A 14,138-nucleotide genomic window follows, 5' to 3' on the forward strand; every position below is an offset into this window, starting at 1 on the left:
AAATAGGTCAGTAGCACTTACCTCCTTATATAGGAGGTAATGTGTTGCTTACTGAAAAAAAGATAAATAAACAATGTAGAGAGGGTTTAGTGAAATGAAGTTGCATACACTTGTATCATGTTTGCATGATTTTCCAGTTGTTCCAAAAGAAAATCCAGAAATCACATCTATAGAAGCTGATTCACGTAAAGTGAAAGAGGGAAGCTTATTTGTATGTATGAAAGGATATACGGTTGATAGCCATGATTTTGCTAAGCAAGCAGCGGCACAAGGAGCGGCTGCTATTGTTGCGGAAAGACCAATTGATGTTGACGTTCCAGTTGTACTTGTGAAAAATACTTTTCGTTCGTTAGCGGTTTTAGCTGATTATTTTTATGGTCAACCGACACACAAGTTACATTTAATCGGAATTACAGGTACAAATGGAAAGACAACAACATCGCATATTATGGATGAGATTATGCGAGCACATGGTCATAAAACAGGGCTAATTGGAACGATTAATATGAAAATCGGTGATGAAACATTTGAGGTGAAAAATACAACACCAGATGCACTAACACTTCAACAGACGTTTTCAAAAATGGTTGAACAAGGTGTGGACAGCACGGTAATGGAAGTTTCGTCACATGCGTTAAATCTTGGTCGTGTACACGGATGTGATTACGATGTAGCGGTGTTTACGAATTTAACACAAGATCATTTAGACTATCATAAAACGATGGAAGAATATAAACATGCAAAAGGGTTACTATTTGCACAGCTTGGCAATAGTTATAATCATAATCGTGAAAAGTACGCTGTGCTGAATAGCGATGATAATGTAACAGAAGAGTATATGAGAAGTACTGCAGCAACAGTTGTAACATATGGTATTGATACAACAAGTGACATTATGGCAAAAAATATCGTTATGACGAGTGGCGGGACTACATTTACGCTTGTCACACCATATGAAAGTGTAAATGTTACGATGAAATTAATAGGTAAATTTAATGTATATAACGTACTTGCAGCAACAGCAGCAGGACTTGTTTCGGGTGTGAAATTAGAAACAATCATTGCTGTTATAAAGGATTTAGCTGGGGTTCCAGGACGTTTTGAAGTTGTTGATGGAGGGCAAAATTATACAGTTATTGTTGATTACGCACATACGCCAGATAGTTTAGAAAATGTATTAAAAACTGCAAAACAATTTGCAAAAGGTGATGTGTATTGTATCGTTGGTTGTGGCGGCGATAGGGACCGAACGAAGAGACCGATAATGGCAAGTGTTGCAACAAAATATGCAACTCATGCAATTTATACATCAGATAATCCAAGAAGTGAAGATCCAGCGGCTATTTTAGATGATATGGTACATGGTGCAAGCGGGAAAAATTATGAAATGATCATTGATAGAAAAGAAGCAATACACCATGCAATCGCTAAAGCGAAAGCAGATGATATCATTATTATTGCTGGTAAGGGGCATGAAACGTATCAAATTATTGGTAAAGAAGTTCATCATTTCGATGATCGTGAAGTTGCTAAAGAAGCAATTACAGGGCGTTTAAACAACGAAGAGTAACAACGTGAGAGGAGGACTACATGTGCTTGAGCAAGGTTTATTAGTAACGGCTGGGGTAGCATTCTTAATTTCTGTTGCCCTTTCGCCATTGTTTATTCCATTTTTAAGAAAATTAAAGTTCGGACAGAGTATTCGTGATGAGGGACCGAAGTCACATCAAAAAAAATCAGGGACACCGACAATGGGTGGTATCGTCATATACGTATCTATGATGGTAACTTCACTTATTATGGCGATTAAGTTTAATTATTTAGGTGCAGAGGTTTCGTTATTACTATTAGTGACGTTTGGTTACGGATTGATTGGATTTTTAGATGACTACATAAAGGTAGTTAAGAAGAGAAATCTTGGTTTAACATCAAAGCAAAAATTAGTAGGTCAGCTTGTTATTGCTATTGCATTCTTTTTAATTGGAAAAGGGCAAGCGTTCCACACATACATCATGATTCCGGGAACGGATGTTAAGTTTGAATTAGGTTGGGCGTATTTCGTACTTGTACTATTTATGCTTATTGGTGGATCAAATGCAGTTAACTTAACTGACGGTTTAGATGGTTTATTATCAGGAACAGCTGCTATTGCATTTGGAGCATTTAGTATTATTGCTGTGGCACAAGAGCAATTTGGAGTAGCGATATTCTGTATGGCAGTTGTAGGAGCTGTACTTGGATTTTTAGTATTCAATGCGAATCCAGCAAAAGTGTTTATGGGAGATACAGGTTCATTAGCTTTAGGTGGAGCCATTGCAGCTGTAGCGATTTTATTAAAACAAGAATTGCTACTTGTAATTATTGGCGGAGTATTCGTAATGGAAACTTTATCGGTTATCATTCAGGTCATTTCATTTAAAACAACAGGAAAACGTGTCTTTAAAATGAGTCCATTACACCATCATTATGAATTATGCGGTTGGTCAGAGTGGCGTGTTGTTGTGACGTTTTGGTCTGCAGGATTTTTATTAGCTGTGTTAGGAATTTATATCGGGGTGTGGATGTAATTGAAAACTGTAACTGAATTTCAAAATAAGAATATTCTTGTATTGGGTATTGCAAAAAGTGGTTATGCAGCAGCTACATTGTTACAAAAGCTAGGGGCAAATGTTATTGTAAATGACGGAAAGCCTTTAGCAGAGAATGTACTTGCTGCAGAATTACAAGCAAAAGGAATGGACGTTGTATGCGGTGGTCATCCTTTAGAATTATTAGAGAGAAATATTTCTCTTGTAGTAAAAAATCCAGGAATCCCGTATTCTAATCCAATATTAGTTGCTGCGAAAGAAAAACAAATTCCGATTGTTACGGAAGTTGAATTAGCATATCGTATTTCAGAAGCACCATTTGTTGGGATTACGGGGTCTAACGGTAAAACGACGACGACAATGCTGACATTTGAAATGCTAAAAGAAGGACAAAAGCATCCTGTAATTGCAGGGAACATTGGAACTGTAGCGTGTGAAGTAGCACAGGATGCAAAAGAAAATGAAGTTGTAGTTACAGAACTTTCATCGTTTCAATTGATGGGAGTAGAATTGTTCCAACCTAAAATTGCTGCGTTTTTAAATTTATTTGAGGCCCACTTAGATTATCATGGGACGAAGAAAGAATATGGTTTAGCAAAAGCAAATATTTTTAAAAACCAAACAGAAAATGATTATAGTGTAATAAATGCGGATGATGCAGATGTGATGGCTTTGTCTGCGTATTCTAAAGGTCAAAAAATCCTGTTTTCGACAACGAAAGAAATTGAAGATGGTGCGTGTATAAAAGATAACGCTCTTTATTTCAAAGGTGAAAAAGTTGTTGAAGTAAGCGATATCGTTTTACCTGGTCAACATAATCTAGAAAATATTTTAGCTGCGATGAGTATTGCGAAATTATTAGGTACTTCTAATGAAGCAATTACGGTCGTGTTAAAACGTTTTACGGGTGTAAAACATCGTTTAGAATATGTAACAACGATTAACAACCGTAAGTTTTATAATGATTCGAAAGCAACGAATATGTTAGCGACTGAGAAAGCACTATCTGCGTTTACACAACCGATTGTGTTACTAGCAGGTGGGCTTGATCGCGGAAATGAATTCGATGATTTAATTCCGTATTTCAAAAATGTAAAAGCGATTGTAACATTTGGACAAACAGCTCCTAAACTAGTAAGAGCGGCAGAAAAAGCGGGATTAGATATAATTGAAAGTGTCGATACTTTAGATGAAGCAGTGGTGAAAGCTTATGCTCATTCTAAAGATGGTGATGTCGTTCTTCTTTCTCCAGCGTGTGCAAGCTGGGATCAATTTAAAACATTTGAAGAAAGAGGAGACATTTTTATACAAGCTGTGCATAAACTTATATAAAGTAAATCAAAACATCAGTAGGCTAACACCTACTGATGTTTTGTTACATAGGGCAAAAGGTTCTGCCTAAAGAGGTGGTGTTTGTGGGTAATGAAGAAAACGCCTGATTTTATGCTCATCATCGTAACACTTTCATTGTTGACAATCGGAATGATTATGGTTTATAGTGCGAGTGCAGTTTGGGCCTCTTATAAAATGGGGGACTCATTCTTTTTTGCAAAAAGACAATTACTGTTTGCGGGTCTTGGTGTAGTAGCTATGTTTTTTATTATGAAAATTGATTATTGGGTGTGGCGTACGTATTCAAAAGTGATTTTGCTAGTTTGCTTCATTCTTCTTATTCTCGTTCTTATTCCTGGAGTAGGTCTTGTTCGAGGAGGAGCACGAAGTTGGATTGGAATCGGAGCATTTTCGATTCAACCGTCAGAATTTATGAAGTTTGCGATGATTATTTTCTTGGCAAAGTTTTTAGCAGAACGGCAAAAATTGATTACATCTTTTAAACGTGGTTTATTACCGGCTCTTAGTTTTGTGTTTCTTGCTTTTGGGATGATTATGTTACAGCCAGACCTTGGGACAGGAACGGTAATGGTTGGGACATGTATCATTATGATATTCATTTCGGGAGCGAGGGTCTTTCACTTTGCAATGTTTGGTTTGATTGGTGTAGCAGGATTTGTAGGGTTAATTGCATCAGCACCGTATCGAATGAAACGCATTACATCATATTTAGATCCGTGGTCAGATCCGCTCGGGAGTGGATTTCAAATTATCCAATCATTACTTGCAATTGGACCTGGTGGATTATTTGGGCTTGGACTTGGACAAAGTAGACAAAAATTTCTTTATTTACCTGAACCACAAACTGACTTTATATTTGCGATCTTATCCGAGGAATTAGGTTTTATTGGTGGTTCATTTGTGTTATTATTATTTAGTCTATTATTATGGCGCGGGATTCGTATCGCATTAGGAGCGCCAGATTTATATGGTACGTTTTTAGCAGTAGGTATTGTGGCGATGATTGCGATTCAAGTAATGATTAATGTTGGTGTTGTAACAGGACTGATGCCTGTTACGGGTATTACCTTGCCGTTTTTAAGTTATGGTGGATCAAGTTTGACATTAATGTTAATGGCAGTAGGTGTATTATTAAATATAAGTCGCCATTCTCGCTACTAAACCCTGTTTATAAGACAGGGTTTTTCGTATGTGTGTAAAAATGCAATATGTATATAGAAATAAATATAATGGAAATAAGAAAAGAGAAGCGGAGGAGTTAGTAGTGCGTGTATTAGTGAGTGGTGGGGGTACTGGTGGTCATATTTATCCAGCTCTTGCTTTAATTAGAGAAATAAAAAAGTTAAATCCAGAAGCAAGATTTTTATATATTGGTACGGAAAATGGACTAGAGAGTACAATCGTTCCAAAAGCAGGTATACCATTTCAATCTATTGTTATAAGTGGATTTAAACGAAAAATATCATTAGATAATGTGAAAACAGTAATGCGTTTTCTAAAAGGTGTACAGGATAGTAAACGATATATTCGTCGTTTTAATCCGGATATCGTAATTGGAACGGGTGGATATGTATGTGGACCAGTTGTATACGCTGCAGCCAAATTAGGTATTCCAACTATTGTACATGAACAAAATAGTGTACCAGGTGTAACGAACAAGTTTTTAAGCCGTTATGTTGATAAAGTTGCTGTTTGTTTTGAAGCAGCTATAGAGCATTTTCCAGAGTCAAAAGTGGTAATGACAGGTAATCCACGAGCATCAGAGGTAATGGATCAAAATGGAATGAAGGGGAAACGTTCAGTTGGGCTTTCTCTTCCTAAAAAGTCTGTACTTATATTTGGTGGAAGTCGTGGGGCTAGACCGATTAACGATGCCTTCGTTGAAGCAATTGAACAGTTTGGGAACAAAAGCTACGAAATACTATATGTAACAGGTGAAGTACATTATGACAAAGTGATGGAAGCCGTGAAGCAAAAAGGGAACCCAAGCAATGTTATTATTAAGCCGTTCATTCATAATATGCCAGAGGTACTAACTGGTGTAGACCTTGTTGTTTCAAGGGCTGGGGCAACAACACTTGCAGAATTAACAGCGTTAGGAAAACCAAGTGTGTTAATACCGAGTCCGTATGTAACAAATAATCATCAGGAAAAGAATGCACGTTCAGTTGTTGATAAAGGAGCGGCAAAAATGTTACTAGAAAAAGATTTAACAGCTGAAACGCTTATTCGTGATATTGATGAGATTTTATTAGATGCACAAACATTACAAAATATGAAGCTAGCTGCTAAGCAACTAGGTATTCCAGATGCAGCAAATAAGCTGTATGAAGTAATGAATAAGCTTGTAAAAAAATAAAGTGAGGCTTTAATCAGCGGGGAGTGATTCTCTCTCGTTGATTATTACCTTTCACTAATCGGATGTTTACTGGTATCCTCATTCCGCCTAATTTCTTTATTATCGCCTAATTTTGATTTAGGAGCTGTACTGCCCGTAAATAGAGGGATAACGTTAGGTGAATGCCCTGCATATTATTGTCATAAGGAGACTTAATATGGGGGAGATTGTCTATGGAACAATTAGTAAATGAGCTTATAGAAGCAGACGTTGGTCGTGTTTTAGTTAACGAGCCGTTAGCACGTTATACAACTATGAAAATAGGTGGACCAGCGGATATTTTAATTGTGCCAAAGCATGTAGCCGGTATTGAAAAAACATTACAGTTAGTAAAACAATACAAAACGAAGTGGACTGTAATTGGTCGCGGTTCAAACCTTCTTGTATCTGATCAAGGCATAGAAGGTGTTGTTATTCGTTTAGGAGAAGGATTAGATCACTTAGAGGTCGAAAAACATAAGGTAAGAGTTGGTAGTGGATATCCTCTTATTAAATTGTCAACTTTACTTAGTCGTCAAGGGTTAGCTGGATTGGAGTTTGCAAGCGGTATTCCAGGAAGTGTCGGTGGTGCAGTATATATGAATGCAGGTGCACATAAATCGGATATATCGAGTGTATTATCGAAGGCTCTCATTCTGTTTGAAGACGGTACAATTGACTGGTTAACGAATAAAGAACTGGAGTTTTCTTATCGGGCATCTGTATTGCAAACGAAACGTCCTGGTATTGTTTTAGAGGCGGTGTTTCAATTACAGGCGGGAAAACGTGAAGAAATTGTACGTAGCATGCAAAATAATAAAGATTACCGCCGTGAAACGCAACCATGGAATCACCCGTGTGCAGGAAGTGTATTTCGGAATCCAATCCCACATTTTGCAGGAGATTTAGTAGAAAAAGCAGGGCTTCGTGGTTATAGGATTGGTGGAGCTCAAATTTCTGAAATGCATGGCAATTTTATTGTTAATACCGGGGGAGCTTCAGCGCAAGATGTATTGTCTTTAATTGAATTAATAAAACATACAATTAAGGATAAATTTGATGTAGATATGCACACAGAAGTAGAAATCATTGGAAGATAACGGTTATTCGTTCCGCTCATTATCATTTATGTTATAATAAGAAGATAAGAACGGCATGAGGAACATGCCGTTCTTTATGTTACATAGGGGGATCGTACATGAATAATAGTAAAGTGATTAAACTACAAGATCGTGTACCAAAATTGAAAAATCAAAAGAAAAAAAACAAAAAAAATGTTAATCATCGATTGATTTTATACATATCAATTTTATTTTTATTAGTGCTCTTTTTAATTTATTTTCGGTCTCCGCTTAGTAATATAAAAAAGATTAGTGTGTTTGGAAATCACTATATGACGGATGAACAAGTAATGAAGGATTCAGGCGTGACATATGATACAAGTTATTTCCGAGTGACAGCACATAAAGCTGAAGAAAACTTAACGAAGCGAAAAGAAATTAAAGCAGTAAATGTAAAAAAACGTTTTCCAAACAATATTGATATTCATATCGAAGAATATGTAACGATTGGTTATATAAATAAAGAGGGAAAATTACAACCGTTATTAGAGAATGGAAAAACACTTGATGTACTACCTAATGGAAAACTTCCTGTTGCAGCACCGATTTTCGAACCTTTTAAAGAAGAGAAAATGAAGGAGTTAATCGCTGAACTAGAAAAATTAACACCAGCTATTTTAAAATCTATTTCGGAGATTCGCTATTCACCAACGAATGCCAATGAAGATCATCTTACTTTATATATGAATGAAGGTTATGAAGTGAGCACTACAATTCAAAATTTCGCAAAACGTATGGAAGCCTATCCGCTTATTTTAAAAACAATTGAGCCAGGTAAGAAGGTATTAATTGACTTAGAAGTAGGTGCATATACGAAAGAATTAGGTGCAGAAGAAAAAAAAGAATAGAATGGTAGTTTTCGTTACTTATAGCAGAAAAAACGAAACGAATGTTCTATTATGTGTATACGAATTTAGAAGAATGGTTCATTTGATGAAAAATATGTAAAAATTCTTAGATTCATACTAGTATTGGTACAAGTTTCACTTTTCTATGAGTACATCTTAGTGTAGACTTATACTTGGCGGTAAACTTTACACTCGAAATAGAATTATTTCAAGATAAGCAGTTATTCATAGTTTACTGCGATATTCTTAATTGAATGCTAAATAAAAATAAGAAAAATATAGGGTTAAAAAAGGGAAACGTATAAAGACGTTGAATATTTTTCTTATAAATAGTAAAGTTGCGATTGTTGTTCCATATATTGAGTTGTATGGTATAAATAAAGAAGGAGGTGCCAAAGAATGAACAGCAATGAAATATATGTTAGTCTTGACATCGGTACATCCAATGTTAAAGTCATCATTGGTGAAATGGTTAATGACAGCTTAAACATTATTGGTGTTGGAAATGTAAAATCAAATGGTTTAAAGAAGGGATCGATAGTTGATATAGACGAGACTGTTCGATCAATTAAAAAAGCAATTGAACAAGCTGAGCGCATGGTGGGAATCCACATTGAGCAAGTTGTAGTAGGTGTCAATGCAAACCAGGTACAGCTACTTCCTTGTCACGGAGTAGTCGCTGTTTCAAATGAAGATCGTGAAATCGGGAATGAAGATGTCTTACGCGTTCTAGATGCAGCACAAGTTGTGTCAATTGCTCCAGAACGTGAGTTTATTGATGTGGTACCTCGACAGTTCATCGTAGACGGTCTTGACGAGATTAACGATCCACGCGGGATGATCGGTGTAAGATTAGAAATGGAAGGTACACTTATTACAGGCTCGAGAACTTTACTACATAACCTACTTCGTTGTGTAGAAAAAGCAGGTCTTGAAATTGTTGATATTTGTCTTCAACCTTTAGCGGCTGCAACAGTTGCAATATCTTCAGATGAAAAAAATAGAGGAGTAGCCCTTGTTGATATGGGGGGAGGATCTACAACTTTATCTATTTTTAAAGATGGAGAGTTACAAGCGACGAGCGTATTACCATTAGGTGGAGACCATATAACGAAAGATATTGCGATTGGGTTGAAAACTTCAACAGAAAATGCAGATCAAATTAAGTTGAAATATGGACATGCTTTTTATGATACAGCATCTGAAGAAGAGATGTTTACGGTTCCTATTATGGGAAGTGATCAAACAGAACAATATTCTCAGTTGGAATTATCGGATATAATAGAGGCTCGTGTAGAGGAAATTTTAATGTTTGTTCAAGATGAAGTGCGTAAGTTAGGAGTAAAGCAAGTGGCTTCTGGTTATGTACTAACTGGCGGAATTGCTTCTATGCCAGGTGTTCTTGATCTTGCATATGATATTTTACATGAAAATGTTCGTGTAGCAACTCCTGATTATATTGGTGTGCGTGAGCCCCAATATACAAGTGGAGTTGGATTAATTAAACATTCTTATCAAAAAGCTAAATTACGTGGGAAAAATGTGCAGGAAAAGCAAGAGCATTTTGAACCAGTACCAGCACCAGCACCAACGCCGGTACAACAGCAACCCACGAAACAAAAAACTCGTAATCAAAACAATAATAATCAAAATGATGACCGCATGATGTCAAAAGTAAAACGTGTATTCCGTTATTTATGGGATTAAAATTGGACACGAAAAATGAGGTTCTAGGGGGATTTCGACATGTTAGAGTTTGATACTACTCAAGATCAATTAGCGAATATAAAAGTTATCGGTGTCGGCGGTGGCGGAAACAATGCTGTAAACCGTATGATTGAACACGGTGTACAAGGTGTAGACTTTATCGCTGTGAACACTGATGCACAAGCATTAAATCTATCAAAAGCTGAAACAAAAATGCAAATTGGTGGAAAATTAACGCGTGGACTTGGTGCAGGCGCAAACCCTGAAGTAGGGAAAAAAGCTGCAGAAGAAAGTAAAGAACAGATCCAAGAAGCACTTCGTGGTGCGGATATGGTCTTCGTAACTGCCGGTATGGGCGGTGGAACTGGAACTGGTGCAGCTCCAGTTGTTGCTCAAGTTGCAAAAGAATTAGGTGCTTTAACAGTAGGTGTTGTAACACGTCCATTTACTTTTGAAGGACGTAAGCGTGCGACGCAAGCAGCATCTGGTATTGCAGCATTTAAAGAAAATGTAGATACTCTTATTGTAATTCCAAACGATCGCTTATTAGAGATTGTTGATAAAAATACGCCAATGTTAGAAGCATTCCGTGAAGCTGATAACGTATTACGTCAAGGTGTTCAAGGTATTTCGGATTTAATTGCAACGCCAGGTTTAATTAACTTAGACTTTGCAGACGTAAAGACAATTATGTCTAATAGAGGTTCTGCTTTAATGGGTATTGGTTCTGGTAATGGGGAAAATCGTGCTGCAGAAGCTGCGAAAAAAGCGATTTCTAGCCCATTACTAGAAACATCTATTGATGGAGCTCAAGGTGTTATCATGAACATTACGGGTGGCGCTAACTTAAGCTTATATGAAGTACAAGAAGCGGCAGACATCGTAGCTTCAGCTTCAGATCCAGAAGTAAATATGATCTTCGGTTCTGTTATTAACGAAGGATTAAAAGATGATATCGTTGTAACTGTAATTGCAACTGGTTTTGATGATAGCATTGCAACTCAACCACCAAAACCAATTATTCGTCCGAATGCGAACCACACGCAACAACAGCAACAACCAGTAGCTCAACCTTCAAAACAGCGTGAAGTAAAACGTGAAATGAAGCGTGAAGAGCCAGTTGTACATGAGCGTCATTCAGATTCAGATGATATCGATATTCCAGCATTTTTACGTAACCGTCGTAGACGATAAAAAAAGGAGCTTTCATGCTCCTTTTTGTTTTTTATGGAAAAGACCTGCTAAGCAGGTCTTTTTTTTTATTTCGTATATTTCAATATATTTTGTTTGTGAAAATAAGAGTATATCATTCTATGAATTTGTACTTTTATTTTTTACCGACAGATTATGTCTAGAAATCACAAAATAACAAAAAAACACCTCCGCAAATTGACACACTTTCCTATTGGATATGCATTATACTAGTCTCAACTTGAAAAAAGAGGTGAATTGTTTGGTTGTTTACGCCGACGTTGTTTGGTTGTTAAACGCCTGCATTGATTTTCTTTTGCTTTTATTAACAGCTACCGTGTTAAAAAAGAAAATCAAAAGATGGAGGCTTGTGTTAGGGGCATTTATAGGTTCAACTATTGTTATTTTTGCCTTTACTCCTTTTGCTTCTATGATGACACATCCAATTATGAAACTACTGTACTCGTTACTTATTGTGTATACAGCATTTGGGTTTACAACATTTAGAAATTATGCACAAACTGTTTTTACTTTTTACTTTGTAACCTTTATGGTTGGCGGAGGATTAATTGGAACTCATTTCTTTTTGCAAACGAATGAAATGGTAAATGGATTGGTTCAATCTCAGTCAATTTCTTACGGTGATCCAATTAGTTGGTTATTTGTTATTTTTGGTTTTCCAGTAATTTATTATTTTTCTAAAAAGCGTATTGAAAGCGTAGAGGTCACGAAAATACACTATGATCAAATTGTGAAAGTAAAAATTCAATTAGCCGAAGAAGAACTAGAACTCGCAGGTCTTATTGACAGTGGGAACCAACTTTATGACCCATTAACAAAAACACCTGTTATGATTATGCATGTTTCATCATTAGAACATTGCTTACCATCTTGGTTAACAGAACAAATTTATTCCAAAACAGAAATTCCTCAAATACCAGAAAATGATTCTGGTTGGGCGACCAAATTACGCTTAATTCCTTTCCGTGCAGTAGGAGTAGAGAGTCAATTTTTGTGGGCAATTAAGCCTGACAGTGTGCAAGTTGACCATGAAGGTAGTTCTATTGTTGTAAACAAAGTATTAATTGGATTAAATACACAACAGCTGTCTACTAATGGGGAGTATCAATGTATTGTGCATCCAAAAATGTTGATTTCGCAAAAAATGGTGATCGCTTAATAAATGAGAGGCGGGATAATATGATGAAATTAAAATTTTATTTAGTATACCTTTGGTATAAAGTATTGCTGAAATTAGGAATTAAGACCGATGAAATTTATTATATTGGTGGAAGTGAAGCGTTGCCACCACCGTTAACAAAAGAAGAAGAGGAAGTTCTTTTGAATAAATTGCCAAAAGGAGATCAGGCAGCAAGGTCATTACTTATTGAACGTAACTTAAGGCTCGTTGTATATATAGCAAGAAAGTTTGAAAATACAGGGATAAATATTGAAGATTTGATTAGTATAGGAACAATCGGCCTTATTAAAGCGGTAAATACATTTAATCCAGAAAAGAAAATAAAATTAGCAACATATGCATCGCGTTGTATAGAAAATGAAATTTTAATGCATTTACGTCGAAATAACAAAAATCGTTCGGAAGTTTCTTTTGATGAACCACTAAACATTGATTGGGATGGGAATGAACTGTTATTGTCTGACGTGTTAGGTACAGATGATGATATTATTACAAAAGATTTAGAAGCTACTGTAGATCGTCACCTTTTAATGAAAGCATTACACCAATTAAATGATCGTGAAAAACAAATTATGGAACTTCGGTTTGGGCTTGCTGGAGGAGAGGAAAAGACGCAAAAAGATGTGGCGGATATGCTTGGGATTTCACAGTCATACATTTCGCGTTTAGAAAAAAGAATTATAAAAAGATTACGAAAAGAATTTAATAAAATGGTGTGAAGAATAAGACCAGCCGTTATGTAGGCTGGTCTTATTCTATTTAGTTGTATTAGGAAAGATAATTTAAATAAAAAATCGTGAAAAAACCACATGCATAAAATCCCCTTCAAAGGAAATACTTTACACTGTACAGCAACTCCCGATAGGAGGGAACACTTTGACGAGAAACAAAGTAGAAATTTGCGGTGTTGATACAGCTAAACTTCCAGTATTAAAAAATGATGAAATGCGTAAATTATTTCGTGAAATGCAAAGTGGAGAGATAAGCGCAAGAGAAAAATTAGTGAATGGAAACTTACGTCTTGTACTGAGCGTCATCCAAAGATTTAATAACAGAGGAGAATATGTTGACGATTTATTTCAAGTTGGTTGCATCGGACTTATGAAATCAATTGATAATTTTGATTTAGGCCAAAATGTAAAATTTTCAACGTATGCTGTGCCGATGATTATTGGGGAAATACGCAGATATTTGCGTGATAATAATCCGATTCGCGTATCGCGCTCATTGCGAGATATTGCGTATAAAGCTTTGCAAGTAAGAGAAAAATTGATTGCAGAAAATTCAAAAGAACCAACAGCAATGGATATTGCAAAAGTGCTAGAAGTAACTCATGAAGAGATAGTATTTGCTTTAGATGCGATTCAAGATCCAGTTTCATTATTTGAACCGATTTATAATGATGGGGGAGATCCTATCTTTGTTATGGATCAGTTAAGTGATGAAAAACAAAAGGACGAGCAGTGGGTTGAAGAATTAGCATTGAAAGAAGGAATGAAGCGTTTAAATGATAGAGAGAAAATGATTATTAGAAAACGTTTCTTCCAAGGAAAGACACAGATGGAAGTTGCAGAAGAAATTGGGATTTCCCAAGCGCAAGTATCACGTTTAGAGAAGTCAGCTATTAAACAAATGAATAAAACGATTCAAGGATAAGGTCTCACCAATTATGGTGAGACCTTTTTATATGTAATATGGTTTGTGCTCATAGTAGGGGATTAGTGTTCATATAATGAAACTAGCATGGTGTTT

At 36.1% G+C, this 14,138-nt stretch carries 12 protein-coding genes; all 12 read left to right on the plus strand.

Annotation, left to right across the window (positions count from 1 at the left end; translation table 11 throughout):
- Nucleotides 1-94: 94 nt before the first annotated feature.
- The 12 genes from murE (at nucleotide 95) to sigG (ending at nucleotide 14,042) form a co-directional block, all read left to right on the plus strand.
- Entirely contained in the window at nucleotides 95-1,570 is a 1,476-nt protein-coding gene (murE, locus tag ACTFRU_RS16670; RefSeq protein WP_000766320.1) for a UDP-N-acetylmuramoyl-L-alanyl-D-glutamate--2,6-diaminopimelate ligase, read from the plus strand.
- 22 nt (nucleotides 1,571-1,592) lie between these two features.
- Complete coding sequence (gene mraY / locus ACTFRU_RS16675; RefSeq protein WP_000893060.1) at nucleotides 1,593-2,567, plus strand: phospho-N-acetylmuramoyl-pentapeptide-transferase; 975 nt, start codon at nucleotides 1,593-1,595, stop codon at nucleotides 2,565-2,567.
- Nucleotides 2,568-3,920 (plus strand): UDP-N-acetylmuramoyl-L-alanine--D-glutamate ligase, encoded by a 1,353-nt coding sequence (gene murD / locus ACTFRU_RS16680; protein WP_000860116.1) that lies wholly within the window; start codon nucleotides 2,568-2,570, stop codon nucleotides 3,918-3,920.
- A gap of 90 nt (nucleotides 3,921-4,010) precedes the next feature.
- On the plus strand, nucleotides 4,011-5,102 hold the full coding sequence (gene spoVE / locus ACTFRU_RS16685) for a stage V sporulation protein E (protein WP_000753524.1): 1,092 nt from the start codon (nucleotides 4,011-4,013) through the stop codon (nucleotides 5,100-5,102).
- Between the two features lie 103 nt (nucleotides 5,103-5,205).
- The gene (gene murG / locus ACTFRU_RS16690) at nucleotides 5,206-6,300 is read left to right on the plus strand and encodes an undecaprenyldiphospho-muramoylpentapeptide beta-N-acetylglucosaminyltransferase (protein ID WP_025709060.1); all 1,095 of its coding nucleotides are present in this window, start codon (nucleotides 5,206-5,208) and stop codon (nucleotides 6,298-6,300) included.
- Between the two features lie 212 nt (nucleotides 6,301-6,512).
- Nucleotides 6,513-7,418: a UDP-N-acetylmuramate dehydrogenase gene (gene murB / locus ACTFRU_RS16695; RefSeq protein WP_000437024.1), complete on the plus strand. Its 906-nt coding sequence runs from the start codon at nucleotides 6,513-6,515 to the stop codon at nucleotides 7,416-7,418.
- A 98-nt stretch (nucleotides 7,419-7,516) separates the two neighbouring features.
- Complete coding sequence (divIB, locus tag ACTFRU_RS16700; RefSeq protein WP_001065794.1) at nucleotides 7,517-8,287, plus strand: cell division protein DivIB; 771 nt, start codon at nucleotides 7,517-7,519, stop codon at nucleotides 8,285-8,287.
- Between the two features lie 399 nt (nucleotides 8,288-8,686).
- Nucleotides 8,687-9,994 carry a cell division protein FtsA gene (ftsA, locus tag ACTFRU_RS16705; RefSeq protein WP_001087558.1) on the plus strand — a complete coding sequence of 436 codons (1,308 nt, stop codon included), beginning with the start codon at nucleotides 8,687-8,689 and terminating at the stop codon, nucleotides 9,992-9,994.
- Between the two features lie 39 nt (nucleotides 9,995-10,033).
- On the plus strand, nucleotides 10,034-11,188 hold the full coding sequence (gene ftsZ / locus ACTFRU_RS16710; protein ID WP_000888984.1) for a cell division protein FtsZ: 1,155 nt from the start codon (nucleotides 10,034-10,036) through the stop codon (nucleotides 11,186-11,188).
- Between the two features lie 259 nt (nucleotides 11,189-11,447).
- On the plus strand, nucleotides 11,448-12,365 hold the full coding sequence (gene spoIIGA, locus ACTFRU_RS16715; RefSeq protein ID WP_000261975.1) for a sigma-E processing peptidase SpoIIGA: 918 nt from the start codon (nucleotides 11,448-11,450) through the stop codon (nucleotides 12,363-12,365).
- 20 nt (nucleotides 12,366-12,385) lie between these two features.
- Entirely contained in the window at nucleotides 12,386-13,105 is a 720-nt protein-coding gene (gene sigE, locus ACTFRU_RS16720) for an RNA polymerase sporulation sigma factor SigE (RefSeq protein ID WP_000976948.1), read from the plus strand.
- Nucleotides 13,106-13,262: 157 nt separating this feature from the next.
- Nucleotides 13,263-14,042, plus strand: a complete 780-nt coding sequence (gene sigG, locus ACTFRU_RS16725) for an RNA polymerase sporulation sigma factor SigG (protein ID WP_000197753.1) — start codon at nucleotides 13,263-13,265, stop codon at nucleotides 14,040-14,042.
- The last annotated feature ends 96 nt before the right edge of the window (nucleotides 14,043-14,138 follow it).

Origin of the sequence: Bacillus cereus group sp. MYBK220-1, from assembly GCF_051916445.1 — a bacterium.
GTDB classification, from domain to species: Bacteria; Bacillota; Bacilli; order Bacillales; family Bacillaceae_G; genus Bacillus_A; species Bacillus_A cereus.

What these genes read in the sequence shown, in the direction of transcription:
- divIB (WP_001065794.1), top strand. Translation starts at nt 7,517, where the DNA reads ATGAATAATAGTAAAGTGATTAAACTACAAGATCGTGTACCAAAATTG.
- murB (WP_000437024.1), top strand. Translation starts at nt 6,513, where the DNA reads ATGGAACAATTAGTAAATGAGCTTATAGAAGCAGACGTTGGTCGTGTT.
- ftsZ (WP_000888984.1), top strand. Translation starts at nt 10,034, where the DNA reads ATGTTAGAGTTTGATACTACTCAAGATCAATTAGCGAATATAAAAGTT.
- ftsA (WP_001087558.1), top strand. Translation starts at nt 8,687, where the DNA reads ATGAACAGCAATGAAATATATGTTAGTCTTGACATCGGTACATCCAAT.
- sigE (WP_000976948.1), top strand. Translation starts at nt 12,386, where the DNA reads ATGATGAAATTAAAATTTTATTTAGTATACCTTTGGTATAAAGTATTG.
- spoVE (WP_000753524.1), top strand. Translation starts at nt 4,011, where the DNA reads ATGAAGAAAACGCCTGATTTTATGCTCATCATCGTAACACTTTCATTG.
- murE (WP_000766320.1), top strand. Translation starts at nt 95, where the DNA reads ATGAAGTTGCATACACTTGTATCATGTTTGCATGATTTTCCAGTTGTT.